The organism is Micromonospora sp. NPDC048871 (assembly GCF_043198155.1).
GTDB lineage: Bacteria > Actinomycetota > Actinomycetes > Mycobacteriales > Micromonosporaceae > Micromonospora.
The window spans coordinates 50,782-71,676 of record NZ_JBICUM010000017.1 but is presented as its reverse complement, the minus strand read 5'-3'; the positions used below and the strand labels follow the sequence as shown (position 1 = coordinate 71,676).

Annotated in this window: 20 protein-coding genes, 1 tRNA gene, 1 pseudogene and 1 CRISPR repeat array (1 of these 23 only partly in view); of the genes and pseudogenes, 8 read left to right on the top strand and 14 right to left on the bottom strand. The window is 71.3% G+C overall.

Translation table 11 applies throughout. The annotated features are described in order from the left end of the window. Nucleotides 1-2,621: direct repeats of the CRISPR family, unit length 28 nt; unit sequence CTGCTCCCCGCGCATGCGGGGGTGATCC (it extends 396 nt beyond the left edge of the window). Between the two features lie 81 nt (nucleotides 2,622-2,702). Further along, a complete protein-coding gene (locus tag ACGFIK_RS25860) occupies nucleotides 2,703-2,930 on the bottom strand; it encodes a winged helix-turn-helix domain-containing protein (protein WP_393341791.1) in 228 nt (75 codons plus the stop codon). Between the two features lie 367 nt (nucleotides 2,931-3,297). Between ACGFIK_RS25860 and ACGFIK_RS25855 the strand changes: the two genes are divergently transcribed. Next, the gene (locus tag ACGFIK_RS25855) at nucleotides 3,298-3,600 is read left to right on the top strand and encodes a hypothetical protein (RefSeq protein WP_393341757.1); all 303 of its coding nucleotides are present in this window, start codon (nucleotides 3,298-3,300) and stop codon (nucleotides 3,598-3,600) included. Here the strand turns inward: ACGFIK_RS25855 and ACGFIK_RS25850 are convergent. From ACGFIK_RS25850 to ligD (ACGFIK_RS25840), 3 genes are all read right to left on the bottom strand, one after another. After that, nucleotides 3,597-4,349, bottom strand: a complete 753-nt coding sequence (locus ACGFIK_RS25850) for a TIGR03089 family protein (RefSeq protein WP_393341755.1) — start codon at nucleotides 4,347-4,349, stop codon at nucleotides 3,597-3,599. The genes ACGFIK_RS25855 and ACGFIK_RS25850 overlap by 4 nt on opposite strands. A 107-nt stretch (nucleotides 4,350-4,456) precedes the next feature. Beyond that, entirely contained in the window at nucleotides 4,457-5,368 is a 912-nt protein-coding gene (ligD, locus tag ACGFIK_RS25845; RefSeq protein WP_393341753.1) for a non-homologous end-joining DNA ligase, read from the bottom strand. Next, nucleotides 5,358-6,299, bottom strand: coding sequence for a non-homologous end-joining DNA ligase (gene ligD, locus ACGFIK_RS25840; RefSeq protein WP_393341751.1), 942 nt, complete (start codon nucleotides 6,297-6,299; stop codon nucleotides 5,358-5,360). The genes ligD (ACGFIK_RS25845) and ligD (ACGFIK_RS25840) overlap by 11 nt, the downstream gene beginning before the upstream one ends. 85 nt (nucleotides 6,300-6,384) lie before the next feature. Here ligD (ACGFIK_RS25840) and ACGFIK_RS25835 point away from each other — a divergent pair, with 85 nt between their 5' ends. From ACGFIK_RS25835 to ACGFIK_RS25820, 4 genes are all read left to right on the top strand, one after another. Next, complete coding sequence (locus ACGFIK_RS25835; RefSeq protein ID WP_393341748.1) at nucleotides 6,385-7,401, top strand: Ku protein; 1,017 nt, start codon at nucleotides 6,385-6,387, stop codon at nucleotides 7,399-7,401. Nucleotides 7,402-7,584: 183 nt separating this feature from the next. Next, entirely contained in the window at nucleotides 7,585-8,223 is a 639-nt protein-coding gene (locus ACGFIK_RS25830) for an FKBP-type peptidyl-prolyl cis-trans isomerase (protein ID WP_393341746.1), read from the top strand. 81 nt (nucleotides 8,224-8,304) lie between these two features. Beyond that, a complete protein-coding gene (locus tag ACGFIK_RS25825; RefSeq protein WP_393341743.1) occupies nucleotides 8,305-8,961 on the top strand; it encodes an HAD family hydrolase in 657 nt (218 codons plus the stop codon). A gap of 329 nt (nucleotides 8,962-9,290) precedes the next feature. After that, complete coding sequence (locus ACGFIK_RS25820; protein WP_393341740.1) at nucleotides 9,291-9,782, top strand: NUDIX domain-containing protein; 492 nt, start codon at nucleotides 9,291-9,293, stop codon at nucleotides 9,780-9,782. A gap of 101 nt (nucleotides 9,783-9,883) precedes the next feature. Here the strand turns inward: ACGFIK_RS25820 and ACGFIK_RS25815 are convergent, their stop codons facing one another. Next, entirely contained in the window at nucleotides 9,884-10,432 is a 549-nt protein-coding gene (locus ACGFIK_RS25815; protein WP_327023170.1) for a type 1 glutamine amidotransferase domain-containing protein, read from the bottom strand. Nucleotides 10,433-10,570: 138 nt separating this feature from the next. Here ACGFIK_RS25815 and rfaE2 point away from each other — a divergent pair, with 138 nt between their 5' ends. Both rfaE2 and ACGFIK_RS25805 read left to right on the top strand, forming a co-directional pair. Next, nucleotides 10,571-12,454, top strand: coding sequence for a D-glycero-beta-D-manno-heptose 1-phosphate adenylyltransferase (gene rfaE2, locus ACGFIK_RS25810; protein ID WP_393341737.1), 1,884 nt, complete (start codon nucleotides 10,571-10,573; stop codon nucleotides 12,452-12,454). Next, entirely contained in the window at nucleotides 12,451-13,320 is an 870-nt protein-coding gene (locus ACGFIK_RS25805) for a glycosyltransferase family 2 protein (protein ID WP_393341734.1), read from the top strand. The genes rfaE2 and ACGFIK_RS25805 overlap by 4 nt, the downstream gene beginning before the upstream one ends. A 45-nt stretch (nucleotides 13,321-13,365) precedes the next feature. On the opposite strand, the gene ACGFIK_RS25800 is transcribed toward ACGFIK_RS25805, so the two are convergent. The 4 genes and pseudogenes from ACGFIK_RS25800 to ACGFIK_RS25785 form a co-directional block, all read right to left on the bottom strand. Further along, the gene (locus ACGFIK_RS25800) at nucleotides 13,366-14,472 is read right to left on the bottom strand and encodes a glycosyltransferase family 9 protein (RefSeq protein ID WP_393341731.1); all 1,107 of its coding nucleotides are present in this window, start codon (nucleotides 14,470-14,472) and stop codon (nucleotides 13,366-13,368) included. Nucleotides 14,473-14,480: 8 nt separating this feature from the next. Continuing rightward, entirely contained in the window at nucleotides 14,481-15,002 is a 522-nt protein-coding gene (locus ACGFIK_RS25795; protein ID WP_393341729.1) for an Hsp20/alpha crystallin family protein, read from the bottom strand. After that, nucleotides 14,999-15,503: pseudogene (locus ACGFIK_RS25790) on the bottom strand (DUF2231 domain-containing protein). Before ACGFIK_RS25790 ends, ACGFIK_RS25795 begins: the two are co-directional and overlap by 4 nt. A gap of 380 nt (nucleotides 15,504-15,883) precedes the next feature. After that, a tRNA-Thr gene (locus ACGFIK_RS25785) sits at nucleotides 15,884-15,957 on the bottom strand. A 125-nt stretch (nucleotides 15,958-16,082) separates the two neighbouring features. On the opposite strand from ACGFIK_RS25785, the gene ACGFIK_RS25780 reads away from it, so the two are divergent. Continuing rightward, entirely contained in the window at nucleotides 16,083-17,900 is a 1,818-nt protein-coding gene (locus ACGFIK_RS25780) for a metallophosphoesterase family protein (protein ID WP_393341726.1), read from the top strand. A gap of 32 nt (nucleotides 17,901-17,932) precedes the next feature. Here the strand turns inward: ACGFIK_RS25780 and ACGFIK_RS25775 are convergent, their stop codons facing one another. The 5 genes from ACGFIK_RS25775 to ACGFIK_RS25755 all read right to left on the bottom strand — a co-directional run bounded on the left by ACGFIK_RS25775 (nucleotide 17,933) and on the right by ACGFIK_RS25755 (nucleotide 20,803). After that, nucleotides 17,933-18,373 carry a hypothetical protein gene (locus ACGFIK_RS25775; protein ID WP_393341724.1) on the bottom strand — a complete coding sequence of 147 codons (441 nt, stop codon included), beginning with the start codon at nucleotides 18,371-18,373 and terminating at the stop codon, nucleotides 17,933-17,935. 109 nt (nucleotides 18,374-18,482) lie between these two features. Further along, entirely contained in the window at nucleotides 18,483-19,349 is an 867-nt protein-coding gene (locus ACGFIK_RS25770; protein ID WP_393341722.1) for a stage 0 sporulation family protein, read from the bottom strand. Between the two features lie 116 nt (nucleotides 19,350-19,465). After that, the gene (locus tag ACGFIK_RS25765) at nucleotides 19,466-20,167 is read right to left on the bottom strand and encodes a hypothetical protein (RefSeq protein ID WP_393341720.1); all 702 of its coding nucleotides are present in this window, start codon (nucleotides 20,165-20,167) and stop codon (nucleotides 19,466-19,468) included. Then, entirely contained in the window at nucleotides 20,167-20,472 is a 306-nt protein-coding gene (locus ACGFIK_RS25760; RefSeq protein WP_393341717.1) for a type VII secretion target, read from the bottom strand. Before ACGFIK_RS25760 ends, ACGFIK_RS25765 begins: the two co-directional genes overlap by 1 nt. Before the next feature lies 1 nt (nucleotide 20,473). Then, entirely contained in the window at nucleotides 20,474-20,803 is a 330-nt protein-coding gene (locus tag ACGFIK_RS25755) for a YbaB/EbfC family nucleoid-associated protein (RefSeq protein ID WP_327023180.1), read from the bottom strand. Nucleotides 20,804-20,895: the final 92 nt, after the last annotated feature.

Here is a 20,895-nt window from a genome sequence, read left to right as displayed (position 1 = left end):
GGTGGCCTGGTCGAAACGGACCGGCGTCATGCTGCTCCCCGCGCATGCGGGGGTGATCCTGCCGCCGCTGACGTTGTTGTTCTGGTCCTCACCTGCTCCCCGCGCATGCGGGGGTGATCCCTCAGGAATAGATGATTGGCGGAACTGTAGGCCCTGCTCCCCGCGCATGCGGGGGTGATCCTGGATCGGGTCGGGCCGGTGTTCGCTGCGATCGCTGCTCCCCGCGCATGCGGGGGTGATCCTGTGCAGGCGTCATGCATAAAGGCGCTGCCGGGCTGCTCCCCGCGCATGCGGGGGTGATCCCGCTGCTGCCCGGCAGTCGGAGCGGAAGTGGTGCTGCTCCCCGCGCATGCGGGGGTGATCCTGAACCGGACCCGGTCGGCCGGCACCCCGGCCGCTGCTCCCCGCGCATGCGGGGGTGATCCCGACACGTATTATTCCGGCGCGAGTCGTGGTGACTGCTCCCCGCGCATGCGGGGGTGATCCCGCGCGAGCGCGATCATGGCGCTGTTCTTCGTGCTGCTCCCCGCGCATGCGGGGGTGATCCCGCGACGACGCTGAACCGCGACATGATCACCCGCTGCTCCCCGCGCATGCGGGGGTGATCCTAGCGGCTCAGCTGCTCCAGCCGGTTCATCGTGCTGCTCCCCGCGCATGCGGGGGTGATCCCACGTCCTCGGCGTCACCGACGGACAGTTCCCCCTGCTCCCCGCGCATGCGGGGGTGATCCACGCGACGGCCCCCGCCAGTCCGTCAGGGATTGCTGCTCCCCGCGCATGCGGGGGTGATCCGGCCGAACGCGACCTCCTGGCGACGTACAGCAGCTGCTCCCCGCGCATGCGGGGGTGATCCCTGTCGCGCCGCGCCGAGTCGACCGCCGCGACCCTGCTCCCCGCGCATGCGGGGGTGATCCCGTGCCGCCGGTCGGGGTGCCGGTGATGGTGACCTGCTCCCCGCGCATGCGGGGGTGATCCCACCTCACCGCAGTCGGTGCACGTCTCGCCCTGCTGCTCCCCGCGCATGCGGGGGTGATCCAGACTGGTACCGCACCGAGTCCGGGTACCGGATGCTGCTCCCCGCGCATGCGGGGGTGATCCCCCGGCGCTTCGCCAGTACCTCGACGGCGGATGCTGCTCCCCGCGCATGCGGGGGTGATCCCCCGCACCAGCCGGCCCCGGGGACCTGGACGTGCTGCTCCCCGCGCATGCGGGGGTGATCCCCGGCCGCGCGGCTGGCAGCGAGGCATCCCCGACTGCTCCCCGCGCATGCGGGGGTGATCCCGACACGGTGCGGACGCCGCTGCGTCGCGGCCACTGCTCCCCGCGCATGCGGGGGTGATCCCACTGCGAGGGTCACGCCGCCCAGTTCGTACAACTGCTCCCCGCGCATGCGGGGGTGATCCCTCCCGGCGACAGCCGCTGAGCAGAACCGGCTGCTGCTCCCCGCGCATGCGGGGGTGATCCTCTCTTCGTTGTAAGAACGCCGACCCCAAAACGCTGCTCCCCGCGCATGCGGGGGTGATCCCGGGTAGTAGGCCGTACCCAGTGCGTTGAGTCGCTGCTCCCCGCGCATGCGGGGGTGATCCGCACGCCCTCACACAACATCCGCACGCCGAATCCTGCTCCCCGCGCATGCGGGGGTGATCCGAACGCCGACCCCAAAACGGCAGGGTCAACACGCTGCTCCCCGCGCATGCGGGGGTGATCCCCGGTCACGGAGCATCCGCGACGCCTGGGCGAGCTGCTCCCCGCGCATGCGGGGGTGATCCGTTCACGAGCAGATGCACGTGGTTGTGCTCGCCCTGCTCCCCGCGCATGCGGGGGTGATCCACATTGCCCTTGAGTCACAGTCGATATACGTACCTGCTCCCCGCGCATGCGGGGGTGATCCCCTGCCGAATCCCCGCTTCTACCGGGTGCTGGCCTGCTCCCCGCGCATGCGGGGGTGATCCCGTGGAAGGCACGTCGCACCTGGGCAGCAAGTTCTGCTCCCCGCGCATGCGGGGGTGATCCCCGAGAAACCTCGCCGACCCGCCGCAACAGCTCCTGCTCCCCGCGCATGCGGGGGTGATCCCAACAGAGCCGGCCCCACCGTCCGCACTGGGCTCTGCTCCCCGCGCATGCGGGGGTGATCCCGGTCCGCCGATGCCGTGAACGCGGATTTGGTACTGCTCCCCGCGCATGCGGGGGTGATCCCAGTTCGCTAATCCGGTCCTGCACCGAACGGATCTGCTCCCCGCGCATGCGGGGGTGATCCCACCGTCCCCCCGTCGGTGGTGTGCTCAAGCCGCTGCTCCCCGCGCATGCGGGGGTGATCCCTTGTCCAGGGCGTCCGCCGCCCCACCGATCCCCTGCTCCCCGCGCATGCGGGGGTGATCCGCGGGAGGTGTTCGTGAGGCGGGCCGGGGTGGCCTGCTCCCCGCGCATGCGGGGGTGATCCGTCCACCATCAGCTACTCCTCACAAGGCCAGGACTGCTCCCCGCGCATGCGGGGGTGATCCAGAGCGGGCGGGGAGCGAGGGCGTTACGGTCGGATGCTCTCCGCGCACGCGGGGTGATGCCCGCAACACCCGCCCATCCGCACGGGTCTTGCGCTGCTCCCCGCGCACGGGAGGGTGGGTCCCGACCTGTCGATGTGTTCGCTTCCTAGCGCCGACATGCGGAGCGGCTATCGCGTAGGAGAGGCGTGCGGGTCGCAGGTTCTCAGCTCGGTGCGGACTCCGCCACGAAGACGCCCCTGCCAGGGCGTCCTATCAAAACTCCCTGCCTACGCAGTGTCGCTACCGCACGGTGGATGGTCGACACCGACACGTCGTAGTGATCGGACAGCTCCTGCGTGGAGGGAATCTGCGATCCGGGCTGGAACTCGCCCTCTTCGATCCGCCTCAGCAGATCATTGATCAACTCGCCCATGGTTGGCGGAATCGGCACGGGGACCCCTTGCGGTCGGTTGGCCCACCCAGTATCGATCACCAGCTGAAAGAGCGGCAACAACTGAAAGGGAAGCAGCAAGAAGCTGATCAGCCAGATTCGACAGGTAAGAGAGCGTTGACAGAGGTGACAGGTATCGGTAGCGTCGCTCTCGGTGATGCGGTGCTGTTGCGGTCGGTTGGCGCCTCTCGTACTGGCTTCGTGTCGCCGCTGGTAGACCCCCACTCACGCGCGATTCCCCCCGCGCGGCCCGGCTGCCGTACTGCCGATTGAGGCTGCGGTGGTTGGGCAGGGGCGGCCTCCGCCGGCTGTACCACGGCGGAGGCCGCCCTCCCACTTCACGTGACCAGCGGAAGGCGGTCAACCAATGGGTCCACGGCAGACTGGCGGCAGCGGGCGTTGGGTGATCCATCTGCCGGTCAGCGCACCCGATCTGGTGCGGGCGCGGCTGTTCGCCCGTACGGTCGCTCGGGTGTTGGCCCGGCTCAGCGCCCGGGTCGAGCCGGGCGGGGTGACCGTGTCGGCCGAGGACCAGCAGGGCGTACGCCATTGGGTTTTCTGTGACCGGCGGCTGCCCGGCGGCGGGCGGTGTGTGCTGGCGGCGGAGCACGACGCGCCGTGTTCGGGCCGGCCGGTGCGGGTCGGGCGGTGTGCGCGGCGGCGGATCTAGAGGATGCGGGTGACCTGCTCGGCGGCGGCCACCGCCTCCCGGTCGGCGGGGTCCAGGTTGGCGCAGAGCAGCACCGAGGCACCGGCCGACAGGGGCGCTAGCAGCCATTTCAGCGGCAGGTCGTGCTCGGCGACGTCGACCAGCAGGCGGTCACCGACCCGCAGGTCCCAGGTTGCGGCCAACTCCCGCGCCAGCCCGCCCCACTGGTGGTAGGTGGTGCCGTCCGGGCTGACCGGGTCGGTGGCGTGCAGCAGGGGGCGGTCGGTCGGGGCGGCGCCGTGCCGCAGCACCTCGGTCGACCAGTCGAGCCAGCCGGTCGGCACCTCGGTCAGCGGCTCCGGGGCGGTGCCGACCAGGTAGCGGTGCAGCCCGTCGGGTACCTCCTCCAGCCAGTCGTCCAGCCGTTCCGGGCTGACCAGGACGGCGTCGTACGGTCGGTCGCCGCCGGGCTCAAGCACCGGCAACCCGGCGGTGGCGCGCGGCCGGAACGACACCTCCAGCCCGACCGCCCAGGCACCCAGCAGAACCGCGGCCGTACGCCAGTGCGGCGGCAGCAGCACGGCCACCCGACTGCCCGGCCCCAGGCCACAGCCGTCCCGCAGCAGCCCGGCGGCCCGCGCCGACCAGTCGCCCAACTCGGCGGCGGTGACCTGCTGGCGCTGCCCGGTCCGGTGATCGAGGTAGGTGATCAGCGGCTGGTCCCGCTCGGCGAGACCGACGGCGGACAGTACGGGCAGCGTGGCAGACATACCGCACTTCCTACTCTTACCGCCCCGACCTGTCCAGGCTGCCCCGCCTTGCCTCGCGTTAATAGGGGGCCCTTCCTATACACGAGGCGTTAACAAGGTGCCCTTCCTTACTCCGGGAGCGGAGGACCGACGTCGAGCAGCGGAGCGAGCAGGTCGCCGTGCTCGTCGAGCCGACTCAGCACCTCACCGGCAATGTACGGCCGCGACGAGGGCCGTTTACCGGCCGCACCGGCGGCGACCTCGTCCCAGGTCAGCGGGGTGGAGACGGACGGCACCGGCTGGGCGCGCAGGGAGTACGGCGCGACCGTGGTCTTGGCGGCGTTGTTCTGGCTCCAGTCGATGAAGATCTTGCCGGGTCGCAGGTTCTTCGCCATCTTCGACACGATCAGGTTCGGGTGTTCGCGTTCCAGCTCCTGGGCGATCCGCCGGGCGTAGGCCGAGACCTCCTCGGCGGACTGGGTGCCGGCGATCGGGCAGCTCAGTTGCATGCCCTTCTTGCCGGAGGTCTTCGGGTAGGCCTCCACCCCGTCGGCGGCCAGCCGGTCGCGCAGCAGCAGCGCCACCTGGCAGCACTGCTTGAGGGCGGCCGGGGCACCCGGGTCCAGGTCGACCACCATCAGGTCGGGGTGTTCGCCGATCTTCCACTGAGGGGTGTGCAGTTCCAGGGCGGCCAGGTTGGCCAGCCAGACCAGGGTGGGCAGGTCGTCGGCGACCACGTAGTCGATGGTCTCCCGGCCCTTGCTGGATCCGGGGGCGGGCAGGTTCTCGGTGCGTACCCAGGAGGGGGTGGCGGCCGGGGCGTTCTTCTCGAAGAAGGAGTTGCCCTCGACCCCGTTGGGGTAGCGGATCCGGGTCAGCGCCCGGTCGGCCAGGTGCGGCAGCAGCACCGGGGCGACCCGGGTGTAGTAGTCGATCACCTCCCCCTTGGTGAAGCCGGCCTGGGGGTAGAGGACCTTGTCCAGATTGGACAGCTCCAGGGTGCGGCCCTGCACCTCGACCCGGAACCGGTCAGTTGGCATCGTCGACCTCCTCGGCCGGTTTGTCCGGCCGCAGCCGCAGGATTCGGGGGAACCGCAGCCGTCCGTCCGGGGTGCGCTGGCCGTACTTCACCTCCACGACCACCTGGGGGGTTACCCAGATGGCGCCCCGGGCATCCTCGCGGGGCACCCCGGCGGCGAAGGGTGAGGCGGGGGTGCGCAGGGGCTCCAACTCGCGCAGCAGTTGCTTTTCGATCGCCGCGCCGATGCCGCCGCCGACCCGACCCCGGTAGGTGAGGCGTCCATCGGCACCGGGCACCCCGACCAGCAGGCCGCCGATCTTGCGAGCCCCGGGCCGCCAGCCGCCGATCACGAAGTCGCCGGTCACCTCCAGTTTGACCTTCACCCAGTCCGTCGAGCGCACCCCGGGCCGGTAGGTCGAGTCGACCCGCTTGGCCATCACCCCCTCCAGGCCGTGCTCACCGGCGGCGGAGTAGGTGGCCGGGCCGTCGGAGAAGACCGGTGGGACCGCCCACCGCGCCGCCCCCAACCCCAGGTCGTCTAGGGCTTCCCGACGGCGGGCGTACGGCCAGCCGGTCAGGTCCTCCCCCTGGAACCGGAGCAGGTCGAAGATCATGTACGTGACCGGGACGGTGGCCGCCAGCCGGGCCGCCTTGGCCGGATTCCGCACATGCATCCTCTCCGCAAGTGCGGTGAATGAGGGGCGTCCGGCCGGGTCGAAGAGGACCACCTCGCCGTCCAGCAGGGCGTCGTCGACCTGCTCGGCCAGGGTGATCAGTTCCGGGTAGGCGGTGGTGATCTCCACTCCGGAGCGGGCGTAGAGATGCTGCCGACCAGCGGAGATGTCCGCCAGGGCGCGTACGCCGTCCCACTTGAACTCGTACGCCCAGCCGGCACCGACCGGGAGGGGCCCGGTCATCGCGAGCATCGGCTTGAGCGGCGCGCCGGGCACGATCCGACTGTAGTAGCCAGCCGAACACCTCGCGTCACGTTCGCTTCAGTGCGAGCATGGTCGATACCGGCGAAGGGAGTACGGGATGCGGGCCATCTGGAAGGGCGCCGTGTCGTTCGGCCTGGTCTCGATCGGGGTGAAGCTGTACTCCGCGACCGAGGAAAAGGACATCCGGTTCCACCAGGTGCACCGGGAAGACGGCGGGCGAATCCGGTACAAGCGCACCTGTCAGGTCTGCGGCGAGGAGGTCAGCTACGACGACATCGCCAAGGGCTACGACATCGGTGGCGGGGAGATGGTCATTCTCACCGACGAGGACTTCGCCGACCTGCCGTTGAGCACCTCGCACGCGATCGACGTGCTGGAGTTCGTACCGGCCGAGCAGGTGGACCCGATCCTCTATAACAAGGCGTACTTCCTGGAGCCGGAAGGCACCGCCACCAAGCCGTACCTGCTGCTGCGCGACGCCCTGACCGACTCGGAGCGGGTGGCGATCGTCAAGGTGGCGCTGCGTCAACGGGAGCAGTTGGCCACCCTGCGGGTCCGCGACGGCGTACTGCTGTTGAACACCATGCTCTGGCCGGACGAGATCCGGAAGCCGGACTTCGGCTTCCTCGACGAGGACCTGAAGCTCCGCCCCCCGGAGTTGGCGATGGCCACCTCCCTGATCGACTCGATGGCCGGTGACTTCCACCCGGACGAGTTCGCCGACGACTACCGGGCGGCGTTGCAGGAGGTCATCGACGCCAAGGTGGAAGGCCGTGAGGTGGTGCAGCCGGAGGAGGCCGAGGAGGCTCCGGCCGCCGCGGTCGACCTGATGGCCGCCCTGAAGGCCTCGGTCGAGCGGGCCCGGGCGGCCCGGGGCGAGGCCCCGGCCGCCGGGGGTGGTGCCGGCGAGCCGACCCCGATCACCTCGGCGCGTTCCGCCCAGCAGAAGAAGGCGGCGGCCAAGGCCCCGGCGAAGAAGGCCGCCAAGAAGGCCGCCCCGAAGAAGGCCGAGACCGCCAAGAAAGCCGAGGGTACGAAGAAGGCAGCCCCGAAGGCGGAGAAAAAGGCCGCCAAGAAGGCCGCTCCGAAGAAGGCGACCCGCAAAACCGCCTGACCTCACTCCACCCGCTGCGATCGGTGATCTGCGCGGCCCGGCGGCCCCACAGCCGCCCCAAGGGCCCTCTGTAGTCCCACTGGTCACCATCGACGGTCGGAGCCGCGCCGGTCACCAGGTACCGTGTGTCGGCGACGGCGTCCGTGGCCGGACGCATCCACCTCTGCGCAGGGAGTCGAGGACGTGAGCGAGCACGCGGGCGAGAGCAAGGCACGGCGGCGGTTGGCCGAGCAGTTGGCCGAACAGAAGGCAGCCGAGGCCAAACGACGCAAGCAGGCCTGGGCCGGTGCCTTCGCGGCCGTGGCCGTGGTCGGGGTACTGATCACCGTGTTCGTGATGATCGGCCAGCGCGGCGACGACGCCCCGGATCAGGTGGCGGGTGAGCCGTCGGCCGCGCCGACACAGGGTGCGCCGCAGGACGCGCCGCCCGCGCCGCAGTTGCCGGAGGGGGCCGACCCGGCGCTGGGCACCAAGCCGGAGGTCAAGGCCGGCGAGGGTGAGCTGACCAAGCTCACCGTCACCCCGCTGATCGAGGGCACCGGCCCGAAGGTCGAGGCGGGTCAGTCGATCACCACCAACTACATCGGGGTGTTCTACGAGAGCGGTGAGGAGTTCGACTCCTCGTGGAGCCGGGGTGAGCCGGCCACCTTCCCGATCGGCGTCGGACAGGTCATCGAGGGCTGGGATCGGGGTCTGGTCGGGGTGACCGTGGGCAGCCGGGTGCAGCTCGACATCCCGGCCGAGCAGGCGTACGGCGACGGCGCCGGCGGCCGCCCGGGTGGCCCCCTCCGCTTCGTGGTCGACGTCCTCGCCGCCCAGTAACCACCCCACCCACCCACCCCGTGGAGTCGATCGGGTTCACCGCTCGACAGGCCTGAGGGGTGGGTGGGGCAGGATGGGTGTGTGACGGTGGGTGCGGTGGTTTTCGACCTGGACGGCGTGATCGTTGATTCCGAGCCGGTCTGGGAGGAAGTGCGGCGGGGCTATGTCGCCGCGCACGGCGGGACCTGGCAGGCGGACACCCAGCGGCGGCTGATGGGGATGAGCACCGGGGAGTGGGCCCGGTATCTCAGCGGGGAACTGGGCGTACGACGTACCGCCGAGCAGGTCGCCGCCGAGGTGGTCGAGGAGATGGCCCAGCGGTACGCCCAGCGCGTACCGGTGATCGACGGGGCCGACCAGGTGGTGCGCCGACTGGCCGCGCGGTGGCCGCTGGGGCTGGCGAGTTCCTCACCGACCCGGCTGATCGCGGCGGCGCTGGCCGCCACCGACCTGACGGACGAGTTCCGGGCCACCCTGTCGACCGAGCAGACCGAGCGCGGCAAACCGGCACCGGACGTCTACCTGGCCGTGGCCGGGCTGCTCGGGGTGGATCCGGCGGACTGTGTGGCCGTGGAGGATTCCTCCAACGGGGTGCGGTCGGCCGCCGCGGCGGGAATGACCGTGGTGGCGGTGCCGCACGGGGCGTACCCGCTGGACCCGGACGCGCAGCAGTTGGCGGCCGTCGTGCTGGGTTCGATAGACGAGCTGACCCCGCAGGTCGTGGAGCGGCTGGCCTGAACCGCCACCGCCCGGCCACCGGCCCGCCTACGGTCGGTGGCTGAAGACAGTGGCCGTTTCTGGGCGGGTTTCTCCATCAGCAGGACAGACGCGAACAACTCTCGCAATACTGGCTTTGCGGGTAACCCTCGCAAAAACGGGCGGCCCCGGCGCGGTGCGAACGCCGGGGCCGCCCACCGGGAGAGTGGTCTACGCGAGCCCGCTATCCCTAACGGCGATGATGCGCCCAGATGTGTTACGGCGTGGCCGGTTCCGGCACATCACCCCTACGAGTGGGTAACCCGGCGGTGTCGCGGACACCGGGGGCAACCCTGCGTACATTCGTGCGGGTGAGCATTTCCTGGGCGGACTCGTACGTCGGGCAACTGCGCGCCCTGGCCGGCGACCGGACCCTGATGTTCGTCGGCGCCCGTGCCGTGGTGCGGGACAGTTCGGCGCGAATCCTGCTGATCCGCCGCTCGGACAACGGGCAGTGGGCGCTGCCGGCCGGGGCGATGGAGCTGGGCGAGTCGATCGCCGATTGCGCCGTACGGGAAGTCCGTGAGGAGACCGGACTGCGCGCCCTGCGGGTCAGTGCCTTCGCCCTCTACACCGGCGCCGACCGCACCCACACCAACATGTACGGCCACACGTACCAAATCTTCACCACGGCCTTCCGGGTCGAGGAGTGGGACGGCCAACTGGTCCGGATGACCGACGAGACGACCGACGCCGGGTTCTTCCCCCGCGAGGCGTTGCCGCAACCCCTGTCCGCCAGCGTCCAGGAGACCCTGGCCGACCTGGACGTCTTCGAGCAGACCAACCGCCTGATCCTCAAGTAGGTACCGGGGATCACCACCGCTTTCGTCACGCAGAACTGACCCGCCGGTCAACGCCGGTCTGGCGGTCGCTGCCGGTCTGGCGGTCAGTGCTCGCCCGGCGGTCAGTGCCGGCCTTCGGCGAACTCCTCGACGATCTTGGCGCAGAAGGCTGGCAGATCGTCGGGCTTACGGCTGCTGACCAGCCCGTTGTCGGTGACGACCTCCTCGTCGACCCAGTCCGCCCCGGCGTTCACCAGGTCGGTACGCAGGCTGGGCCAACTGGTCAGCCGACGACCTCGCACCACGTCTGCCTCCACCAGGGTCCACGGGCCGTGGCAGATCACCCCCACCGGCTTACCCGCCTCGAAGAACGACCGGACGAAACGCACCGCGTCCGGATCGGTACGCAGGAAGTCCGGGTTGGCCACCCCGCCGGGCAGCACCAACGCGTCGTACCGGCCGGGGTCCGCGTCCGCGGCGCTCACATCGACCTCGTACGTCTGCGAGGGGTCCAGGTGTTGGAAGCTGGTGATCTTCCCGGGCTTGAGTGACACCAGTTCGGCGGTGGCACCGGCCTGCTCGACGGCCTGGCGCGGCTGGACGTACTCGACCTCCTCCACACCGTCGGTGGCCAGGAAGGCGACTCGCTTGCCCTGCAATGTGACTGCCATGTTGCTTCTCCTCTCCGGGGTTAGCAGAATCCGTTCCCGACCCGGGCGCACCGAAACGCGCCGCCGAGGTGGTCCCGGCCGCACCCCACCTGCTCCGGGCTACAGGTTTGACCCTGCCGGGCAGGGGGATCCGCCGGCATGGCACGAGCAGCAGCGGAACAGCTCCGGCTCGCCGAGGTGGTGCAGAGCTGGCTCGGGCGCCCGGTCCTGGTACTCGGGGACGCCATGCTCGACGAATGGCGGTTCGCCGACTCGGACCGGCTGTGCCGAGAAGCTCCGGCGCCCGTCCTCACTCTGCGCCGCCGTATCTCCGCGGCGGGCGGGGCGGCCAACACCGCGGTCAACATCGCCGCCCTGGGCGGCCGGTCCGTGCTGGTGGCACCCGTCGGCGCCGATGTGGCCGGCGACGAACTGCACGACTGCCTGGACCGGGCCGGGGTCTGGGACCGTACCGTCAGCCAGCCCGGCCGGCACACCCCGGTCAAGCGCCGGATGCTGGCCGGGGACCAGATCCTGCTGCGCGAGGACTCCGGTGACCCCGACGACCCCCTCAGCGAGGAGGGGGTGCACCAGCTGCTCACCGCCCTGGACTGCGCCACCCGGGAGTTGCAGGCCGCCGCCGGTGGCGAGGCCCCCACCCTGGTGGTCTGCGACTACGGCCTGGGGGCCCTGCCCACCCGGGTACGCACCTGGCTGGTAGCCCACCGGGACCGGTACGCCACTGTCGCCCTCGACGCGCACGACCTGGTCGACTGGCGGGGTCTGGCCCCTACCGTGGTGACCCCCAGTTTCGCGGAGGCCACCCGACTGCTCGCCCGCGCCGGTGGCGAGGCGGGCGCCCGTGGCGCCGGTGAGCTGCAACTGGAGCATCCGGAGGTGGACTCGAACGAGGGCCCCTCCGAGCTGACCGTGGGCACCTCGCCGGTCGGGACGGGCGCACGGCGCACCGAGGGGCCGACCGGTGAGCCCACCCCGGGGGAGGGCCGGGTGGCGATGACCCATGACGGGCTCAGCGTCACCGGCACCGGGGTAACCGTGAACACCGACGCGGGAGCCGGGGTGGACCGGGCGGTACTGGCCGAGTCCCGGCTGGCCGAACTGCGGGCGCACACCGGGGCGGCCGTGGTCGCGGTGACCCTGGACACCGAGGGGGCGGTGGTCGGGGGCGCCGACGGGCAGCCCAGCCGCAGCCACAGCACACCCGTACCGGCCAGCCACACCGTCGGGGCCGGGGACGCCTACCTGGCGGCCATGACCCTGGCGCTGGCCGCCGAGGCCCCGCTGTCCACCGCCGCCCAGCTGGCCCAGCTCGCCGCCACCAGCACGGTCTCCGGCACCGGCACCTGCGTGTGTCGCCGCGAGGATCTGCTGACCGCCCTCGGGCAACCGGCCCTCGACGGGCCCGGACGGCAGGTGCTGGTCGGCACCGAAGGACTGGACGCCGTGGTCGCCGAGCACCGCCGCGCCGGCCGGTCGGTCGTCTTCACCAACGGCTGCTTCGACGTGCTGCACCGGGGACATGTGCGCTACCTGGAACAGGCCAAGGCCCTCGGTGACCTGCTGGTCGTGGCGGTCAACTCCGACGGCAGCGTACGCCGACTCAAGGGGCCCGACCGTCCGGTGAACCCGGTGGAGGACCGCACCGCCCTGCTGGCCGCGCTGTCCTGTGTGGACCATGTGGTGGTCTTCGAGGAGGACTCCCCGACCGCCCTGATCGAGGCGATCCGGCCGGATGTCTATGTCAAGGGCGGCGACTACCCGCCCGAGCTGGTGCCGGAGGCACCGCTGGTGCAGCGGCTGGGCGGGCAGGTCCGCACCTTGGGCTACGTACCGGACCGGTCCACCTCCGCGATCATCGACCGGATCCGGGCGTACGGCCAGGATGGGTCTTCGGAGGTGGGGCTCGACCTCGACGCGCCTTCGGCGCAGGCCCTGGGGGCGGTGGCCCCTGAGCCGGTGGGGCAGGAGAACCCACCGGCTACCGGTGCGACCGCGCCGCCGATGACCGGCAAGGCGCCGTGAACCGACCGTTGGACCTCGGTGCCCCTGCCGACTTCCGGGCCGAACGGCTGCTGGACGTGCTGATCCCGACGAAGGACCGGCCCACCGAACTGGCCGTCACCCTCTCCGGGCTGGCCGCCCAACAGGGGGTGCCGGGGTTCGGGGTGGTGGTCAGCGACCAGTCCGACGACCAGCCCGGGTACGCCCATCCGGCGGCGGCCACCATGGTCCGGGCCCTGCGGTACCGGGGCCATCCGGTGCTGCTGACCCGCCGACTGCCCCGCCGGGGCCTGGCCGAACACCGCGCCTTCCTGCTCGCCGCCTCCGCCGCCCGGTACGTGCTCTGCCTGGACGACGACGTCTGGTTGGAACCGGGCACCCTGCACCGCCTGGTCACCGCCATCGAGGAGTTGGGCTGCGGGTTCGTCGGCAACGCGGTGCACGGACTGTCCTACCTGCACGACGTACGGCCGCAGACCCACCGGCACTACCAGGAGTGGAGCGACCGACCGGTGCCGGAACGCGTCGGGCCGGACACCCCGGAGTGGGACCGGGCCCAGATCCATTCGGCCGCGAACCTGCTGCATGTGACCGAGGCGTTGGCGCTGCCGCCGGGCGGTTGGCGGGCGTACCGGATCTCCTGGATCGGCGGCTGTGTGCTGTACGACCGGGCCAAGCTGGTCGACTGCGGCGGTTTCGACTTCTGGCGGCGGGTGCCCCCGCGTCACCAGGGCGAGGATGTCGCCGCCCAACTGGCCGTGCTGGCGCGCCACGGCGGCGCCGGGGTCCTGCCCAGCGGCGCCTACCACCTGGAGTCCCCGACCACGGTCACCGACCGCGACGTGGAGGCCTGGGAGGTCGTCCTGACCGAGGAGCCGGGGTGTTAAGCGGGGACCCCTGCTCTACCGCAGGCGTTAACAAGGGGCCCTTCCTTACTCGAAGAGCAGTTCCCGGGCGGCTTCCAGGACTTCGACCGTCGGCACGTCGGTGACGAAGGAGTCGCGGTGCGGACACTCGCCGTCGCCCGGACGGTGGGGGTAGATGCCCGGGGTGCAGTCCAACCCGCAGACCGGGCAGTGCACCGTCCACGAGGTGATCGGCCGGTGCCGGGCCCGCAGCGGGGTGGCCGTGGTGATCAGGTTGCCTACCCAGAAGATGCCGACCGTCGGGGTGCCCACGGCGGCGGCCAGGTGCAGCGGGCCGGTGTCGTTGGAGATCACCAGCTCGCAGTCGGCGTAGCAGCCGGCCAACCCGCCCAGACTCAGCGTGCCGACCTGGGGCCGCAGGGGCACCCGGGCCGCCGCGACCACCTGATCGACCACCTCCTGTTCGGCGGGAGTGCCGGTGACCAGCACCTCGTACCCGTCGTGGTGCAGGGTCCGGCCGATCTCGGCGAACCGCTCGGCGGGCCAGCGGCGGCGGGTGTCCGTGGCCCCCGGATGCAACACCACCCGGGGCCGATCCGCCTCCCCGAGCACCGACCGGGCCTCGGCCCGGTCGGCCTCGGTTACCGCCAGGGACGGGATGATGGTGGTCGCCGGGGCGCCGACCAGCGCCACCGCCTCCAGGTAGCGGATCACCTCGGGCTGGTAGTAGTCGTAGCGCAGCCAACGGTCCAGCGGTGGGGCGTCCTCGGCCCGCAGACCGGCGCTGACCCGGGCACCGAGGGCGGCCACCAGGGGGTTGGAGTTGGCACCCCCGCCGTGCAGTTGCAGCGCCAGGTCGAAACGCTCGGTGCGGGCGGCGGCCAGGAAGTCGACCATGCCGGCCTCGGCCTCGCCGGAGCCCGCCGTGCGGATCCCCGGCGCGGGCGGCACCACCAGCACCCGATCCACCGGGCCGGGCCGGTCGCGCCAGAGCTGCGCGTGCCACGGCGCACCGAGCAGCACGATCTCCGCCTGCGGGTACGCCGACCGCAGGGCCGTCAACGCCGGCAGGACGAAGATGAAGTCACCCAGGGCGTTGGCCCGCAGCACGGCGATCCGGGCCACCTCGGGCACCCATCCGGCGGCCGGTGTGATCAGGGCCGGGGCCACCACGGTCCGGGCTACCGGTCGGCTTCGTCGCTGGCGACGTCCGGATGGTGCAGCTCCCGGTCGGCGGCCGGGTCGATGCCGCTCGACGGGCTGCCGGAACGCGGCCCGGTGCGGCCGACCGTGATCGTACGAGGGCTGGGGCGGCTGGGTCGGGGCAACCGCACCCGGAGCAGACCGTGATCCATCACCGCGTCGATCGCGTCCGGGTCCACCCGGGCCGGCAACTGCACCCGATAGTCGAAGCCCCGGGTCTCGAAGCCACCGGCGATCCCGTGATCGGCGTTGACCTCGGCCTCGGTCCGGGCGCGTACGCACAGCTCCCGGTCGTCCACCTCCACGGCGACCTCCTCGGGAGCGACACCGGGCAGCCGGACGACCACCTCCCAGCCGTCCGGGGTCTCCCCCAACTCCACCTCAGGCGGCCCCGGCCGGCCACCGACCAGCCGACTCAACTCGGTACGCAGGGACTGCAACTCGCCCAGCGGGTCCCAGCCCTGCTGCCCACCGCGCCAACTCCGTCCCGGTCCGGTCATCGCACATCTCCCATCCGTCGACTACTTGGACGACCGCAGCGAACTCGGCGCGTCGAGGTGGGCGTCCCGGTCCACCCCGACACCTAGCCGGTCGACCAGTTCCCCACCGAGCCAGGCGCTGATGCCGAGGATGCCGAGCGCCACCACCTCGATGGCGATCAGTGCGCCACCGGCGGCCCGGGAGTCGGCGTTGAGGCGTACCACCCAGACCGCGGCGAAGAGCAGGACCACCGCCACGTTGGCGGCGGCGTGGGTGAGTCCCACCCGCTTGGCCCGCGTACCGGTCGGGATGGCCAGCAGGTCGAACGCTCCCGCCGCCGCCGCCAGCAGGCCACCGATCAGACCGACGGTGATGTTCCAGTACGCCACCTCGCCGAGGAAGTCCGGCCCACCGGCGGTGTCGATGATGTCGAACAGCACCGCCGTCACGAACAGTGCGGCCGGGAACATCACCAGCATGGGATGGACAGGGTGACCCAGAACCTTGAGTCGGCTTTCCATCTCCGGCCTCCACTGCGGTCACTGACCGGCGTGCTGTCGCCGCGTTGGTGGGCGGTACCCCGGTCACTTGGGGACAAACATGACGACGGGCACGCCGCACCTACTGCGGCGGCACCGTCGTCATGGTCAACGCTGCGAAGGGTGGGCAGTGACGGTTCGTGCCGCTGTGGGCTGGACCCTGTCCTGGCTCCGCCCCACCTGGTACACCCTGAGGCGACTCTCCGAGGTGAGGGCTGTTCGGTGGCGGGCCTGGACCCGGTCGTCCAACCGGCTGGATGAGGCGGTCGCGTCTCGGGGTGCGGACCATCCTAGGGACCGGTGGCGGTGTGGTTGATCTCGAAAACGGCGAAGCCCAGGTCGGTGACCTGGGCTTCGTTCCGAGCCGCCTGACGGAATCGAACCGTCGACCTACGCATTACGAGTGCGTCGCTCTAGCCGACTGAGCTAAGGCGGCAACGATGGCCTAGTGTACGGCACGCGCCGACGACCGGCGGAGCGGGATTGGCCGGGTCGGCGTACCGGACAGCCCGGCCCTTCCGGCGCAGCAGGGCTGACACCTCGCCCGCTACGCTGCGATGGATGGCCGACGATCACACCCCTCGCGACGAGCCGGTCGACAGCCCGCCGGAGGGCACCCCAACACCCCCGGACGAGCCGGCAGCCACCGGTCGGGCCGCTCCCCTGGGACCGTACGCCGAGGAGGCGGCCGGTGGGCGGGCGGCGCGGCGGCCGCGTAGCACCGATCCGCTGGAGTTGGGTTTCACCCCGCGCAAGCCGGTGCCGTGGCTCGCGCCGCTGCTGCTGATCAGCACCGGTCTGCGTACCCTGCTGGCGATGTTGTTCGGGGCGTACCTGGACAAACGGGAGTTGCAGAAGGCCCTGGACTCGGAGATCGCCAAGCAGGTGGGGCCGGACGGCGGGCTCTGGCTGGATTATGTCGCCGACCTGGGTGACGGGTTCAACGCCACCTACTCGGTCGCCTACCTGCTAGCCCAGCCGGAGCTGACGGTGGACGGGCACCGGCTGCCTCGGGCGCAGACCCTGGTGATGGGCGGGGACCAGGTGTACCCCTCGGCCGCCTACGAGGCGTACGAGGATCGGTGCAAGGGGCCGTACCAGGCCGCGCTGCCGACCACCCCACCGGAGCAGCCAACGGTCTTCGCGGTGCCCGGCAACCATGACTGGTACGACGGGCTGACCGCCTTTCTGCGGTTGTTCGTCCGCACCCGGGACCGGCATTTCGGCGGCTGGCGTACCGGGCAGTCCCGGTCCTACTTCGCCGCCGAACTGCCTGCGGACTGGTGGCTGTTCGGCCTGGACGACCAGTCCGGCTCGTATGTCGATGATCCGCAGCTGACCTACTTCGACGCGGTGGCCACGAAGCTGGGCCCGCAGAGCAAGGTGATCCTGGCGGTGCCGGCTCCGGCCTGGGTCAAGGCGGTGGACAACCCGTCGGCGTACGACTCGATCGACTACTTCATCCGGACCATCATCGCGCCCACCGGGGCCCGGGTCCGGGTGTTGATCTCCGGCGACCTGCACCATTACGCCCGGTACACCGGCCCGGACGACCGTCAGCTGATCACCTGCGGCAGCGGGGGCGCCTACCTCTACCCCACCCACAAGCTGCCCGAGCAGATCGAGGTGCCGCCGCGCGACACCCTGGCCCGGCGGTCCAGCCCTTCCCGGTCGTACGCCCTGGCCGCCCGTTACCCCGACGCGGCCCGCTCCCGGCGCTACGGCTGGGGGATCTTCGGTCGGTTGCCCCGCCGCAACCCCGGCTTCGCCACCCTGCTCGGCGTCCTGCAGACCCTGCTGATGCTCTCCATGGCCGGGGTGGCCGACTTCCGGATCGAGGCCTCCGAGCAGCGGCTGTTCAGCGTGCCCCTGGTGCTGATGGTGCTGGTGACCGTGCTGGCGGCGGCCCTGTTCGCCAAGCCGCCCAGCACCACCGGTGAGCGCAACCTGCGGCACTGGATCCTCGGTGTCACGCACGGGCTGGCCCATGTCGGGCTGGGGGCGTTGGGTACCTGGGTCTGGTTGGCCCTGCCCTTCCACGGCTGGTCCTGGCCGTTGCCGGCGGCTGCGGCGGCGGTGCTCTATCTGCCGGTGATCGGTCTGGTGGCCAGTCAACTGGTGGCCCTGTACCTGCTGATCGCCAGCAGGTTCGGGGTGAACGTCAACGAGTTGTTCGCCGGCCAGGGCATCGAGGATGCCAAGGGCTTCGTCCGGATGCGCATCGACCCGGACGGCACCCTGACCCTCTACCCCGTCGTGGTCGACCGGGTGGCCCGCCGGTGGCGGGTCAACCCCGACCAGTCTCCGGAGGCCTCCTGGCTGGCCCCTACCACCGACCTCAAACCTCGCCTGGCCGAACCGCCCGTCCCCCTGGCCTGACCCCGGGGCAGCGGGGCCTGGCGGCCTGCGGCTTACTCGCAGATCCGCCAGTTGCCCTCCTCCTTGACCAGGGGGTAGACCCGGCTGGTGGCGAGACCCTCGGCCGGGGTGTAGCGGACGGTCGCCGTGCCACTGACCAGACCGTTCTGATTGGAGACGCTCAGCCCGACGATCTTGTGTCCGGTCAGGTCCGGCTCCCTGGCCTGCTGCTGCGTGAAGTCCGCCTCGCTGACCCGATCCCGGATCCGGGTGCAGAGCTGCTGGTAGGCGGTCGGATAGTCGCGTTCCACCAACGCGCCGGCGAAGGTGTTCACTGTGGAGCGAACCGGTCCGGTGGCGTCCATCGCGACCCGGTAGATCAGGAAGGCGCCGAGCGCCCCACCAGAACAACAGAGGGCGAGCACCACACCCAACACGATGAACAGAACCCGCTTGGACTTCTTCGGCGGCGGTGCGGCCGGCTGATATGCCATGCGGGCAGGGTAGGAAACCCGGACAAGCCCAAGATCGCAGGGTACGGGCAGGTCGGGCATCCAGGTCGATAAATCACCCTAAAAGCAGCTCGGAGGGTCTCCGGGCCGGTCACTCCCCCTGCGGCGACAGACCCGGCTCTGCGGCGGAGGGCCTTTCGTCGTACGCGATGCGGGGGCGGCAGACCTCGGCCAGCGAGCAGCGTTTGACCGCCCCGTCACTGAGTTGCCGGACGGTGACGGTCTCGCTCGGCGGATGCCGGGACACGACCTTGCCCAGTCCGGAGGGGGTCTCGACGCGCTGCCCGCTCGCGGGGTAGGTGCCGCTCGTGGCGTACAGCGGGTGCTCGTACTTGAGGCAGCACATCAGACGCCCGCAGGCGCCGGAAATGCGCAACGGGTTCAGCGGCAGGTCCTGGTCCTTGGCCATCCGGATGGTCACCGGCTCGAAGTCGTTGAGAAAGGTGGCGCAGCAGAGGTCACGCCCGCAGGAGCCGATGCCGCCCTGCACCCGGGCCGAGTCGCGGGCGGAGAGTTGGCGCAGCTCCACTCGACAGTGCAGGGTCGCCCCGAGATCGCGCACCAGGGAGCGGAAGTCCACCCGGTGCGGGGCGGTGAAGTAGATGGTGCTGCGTTCTCCGCCATCGTCGCCCTTGCTGAAGACGTGGTCGATCGCCACCACCTTCATCGGCAGCCCGTGGGCACGGATCAGCCGCTTGGCCGCCACCTTAGCCTCGGCCTTGCGGCGCCGCAGGTCCTCGTCCCGCCGCAGGTCCTCCTCCTGCGCCAGCCCGGCGAGCTTGGGGAAGCCGTCAGTGTCCTCGGTGACCCACTGCGCGGCCCAGACACACTCCGCGACCTCGGGACCGTCGTCCGTGGGCACCAGCACCTTGTCACCGACCTGGGGGCGCAGGTCGCCCGGATCAAGGTAGTAGAGGCGGCCGTAGCGCTGGAAGCTGACCGCACAGAGCATGCCCATGCTGTCACCCTACGACGTCACAGCGTGCTCCTGCTGCGTACGCGAGTCGGCATCAGCCGCAAGGGAGGCGGTACCCGGGCGGTCGGCACGACCAGCCGGTCGGCCGCCGACCCTGTTCACCAGCCGATACGGGTCGATCGGGTGCCCGGGGCAGGTCCGTTGTCCGGGCGGAACCGGGAGCTCTCCTGCCGCCAGGGTGATTCGGCCAGGCTCGGTGCCCACTGCCGCAGCAGGGTCTCCGCACCGTCGTAGGCCACGCAGAGCACCGCCAGCACCCGGGCGGCGATCTCGGCGGCACCGGCCTCCCCCGAGGACAAGGGTCCAGAGTGGGAGGGGGCCCGACCCGGTGCGGTGGCCGCCAGGACCGCCACCGCCTCGGCGGAACCGATCACCTCGGCCAGGGTGCGGGCGACCGCGAGACGGCTGCCCTCCACCCAGTCGGCCAGGGCGTCGGCGTAGCCGGCGGTCGCCTCCAACCGCCCGACCAGACTCTCCGGGCCCTCGTCGAGATGGCGCAGCAGCGTCGCCCGGGACTGACCGTACGCCGCAGCGGCCGACCCGGACCAGAGCAACGGATCGGTGAGGGCGGCGCTGGCATTGTCGTACCCGTGGATGTGTCGGCGCACCGCGTGCCCGGCACCGGCCAGCGGGGCGGGCCGAAGGCCCAGGAAGCTGTGCAGGGCTTCCCCCGGCAGCACCTGCATCCGCCGCAGCAGCGGCCAGAGCCGGTGTCCCTCGGGGGCACCGGCGGCCAGCAGGGTGTCCACCCGGCGCAGCAGGTCCAGGCCGGGCTCGGCGAGCCGGTCCAGGGCGTCCATCACCCCTCCCGGACCACTCGACGGGCGACCAGGGAATCGGTCTCGACGTAGCGGTTGGCGGCCTGGCGCAGGGCGTCCGCCGTGTCGGCCAGCTTCGCGGCGGCGGCCCGGGCCTCCCGGGCCCGGTCGCCGGTCGCGGCCGTCCACTGCCGGTGCAGGGCCCGCCCGATCTCGCCCGGCCGACCGGGAGCGTCGGCGCCGAAGACCGCCTGCGTGGGGTCGGCGGCCGTGATCGACCGGGAGAGGGCGCTCAGGCTGGCGCTCGCCTCGTCCAGCCGGGCGGCCAGGGCGCGGAGGTTGTCCATCTCAGGCCCCCGCCAGCGGCCGGTAGGCGGTGAAGGTCTCGTTGTGCAGTTTCTCCCGGGCCCACTGGGCGGCATCGGCCGCGGCGGTGACCGCCGCCCGCACCGAAGCGGCCACATCCCGGGGGGCCCGGTGGTGCAGGGGGCCGAGGAAGCGTACGTCCGTGATCCGGCCGCTGGCGGTCACCACCACCTCGACCAGGCCGTCCGGGGACCGGACGGTGACCTCGACCGTCGCCACGGCCCGGTCGAACTCGGCCTGGAGGGACTCGATCCGGCGGTAGCGCCGTACCGCCTCCTCGATCCACGCCTCGTCGATCTCGCCCCGCGGCATCAGCGGACTCCTCCCCGGCTGTCTCACTCTGGGTGCCGCCGCCGTCACCACGGCACACCGGACCGTACCGCACCTCAATTGCGCGTGTCGAT

What these genes read in the sequence shown, in the direction of transcription:
- ACGFIK_RS25760 (WP_393341717.1), bottom strand. Translation starts at nt 20,472, where the DNA reads ATGGACAACCTCCGCGCCCTGGCCGCCCGGCTGGACGAGGCGAGCGCC.
- ACGFIK_RS25780 (WP_393341726.1), top strand. Translation starts at nt 16,083, where the DNA reads ATGGCCGACGATCACACCCCTCGCGACGAGCCGGTCGACAGCCCGCCG.
- ACGFIK_RS25855 (WP_393341757.1), top strand. Translation starts at nt 3,298, where the DNA reads ATGGGTCCACGGCAGACTGGCGGCAGCGGGCGTTGGGTGATCCATCTG.
- ACGFIK_RS25835 (WP_393341748.1), top strand. Translation starts at nt 6,385, where the DNA reads ATGCGGGCCATCTGGAAGGGCGCCGTGTCGTTCGGCCTGGTCTCGATC.
- ACGFIK_RS25815 (WP_327023170.1), bottom strand. Translation starts at nt 10,432, where the DNA reads ATGGCAGTCACATTGCAGGGCAAGCGAGTCGCCTTCCTGGCCACCGAC.
- ACGFIK_RS25775 (WP_393341724.1), bottom strand. Translation starts at nt 18,373, where the DNA reads ATGGCATATCAGCCGGCCGCACCGCCGCCGAAGAAGTCCAAGCGGGTT.
- ligD (WP_393341753.1), bottom strand. Translation starts at nt 5,368, where the DNA reads ATGCCAACTGACCGGTTCCGGGTCGAGGTGCAGGGCCGCACCCTGGAG.
- ACGFIK_RS25765 (WP_393341720.1), bottom strand. Translation starts at nt 20,167, where the DNA reads ATGGACGCCCTGGACCGGCTCGCCGAGCCCGGCCTGGACCTGCTGCGC.
- ACGFIK_RS25755 (WP_327023180.1), bottom strand. Translation starts at nt 20,803, where the DNA reads ATGCCGCGGGGCGAGATCGACGAGGCGTGGATCGAGGAGGCGGTACGG.
- ACGFIK_RS25850 (WP_393341755.1), bottom strand. Translation starts at nt 4,349, where the DNA reads ATGTCTGCCACGCTGCCCGTACTGTCCGCCGTCGGTCTCGCCGAGCGG.
- ACGFIK_RS25770 (WP_393341722.1), bottom strand. Translation starts at nt 19,349, where the DNA reads ATGGGCATGCTCTGTGCGGTCAGCTTCCAGCGCTACGGCCGCCTCTAC.
- ACGFIK_RS25795 (WP_393341729.1), bottom strand. Translation starts at nt 15,002, where the DNA reads ATGACCGGACCGGGACGGAGTTGGCGCGGTGGGCAGCAGGGCTGGGAC.
- rfaE2 (WP_393341737.1), top strand. Translation starts at nt 10,571, where the DNA reads ATGGCACGAGCAGCAGCGGAACAGCTCCGGCTCGCCGAGGTGGTGCAG.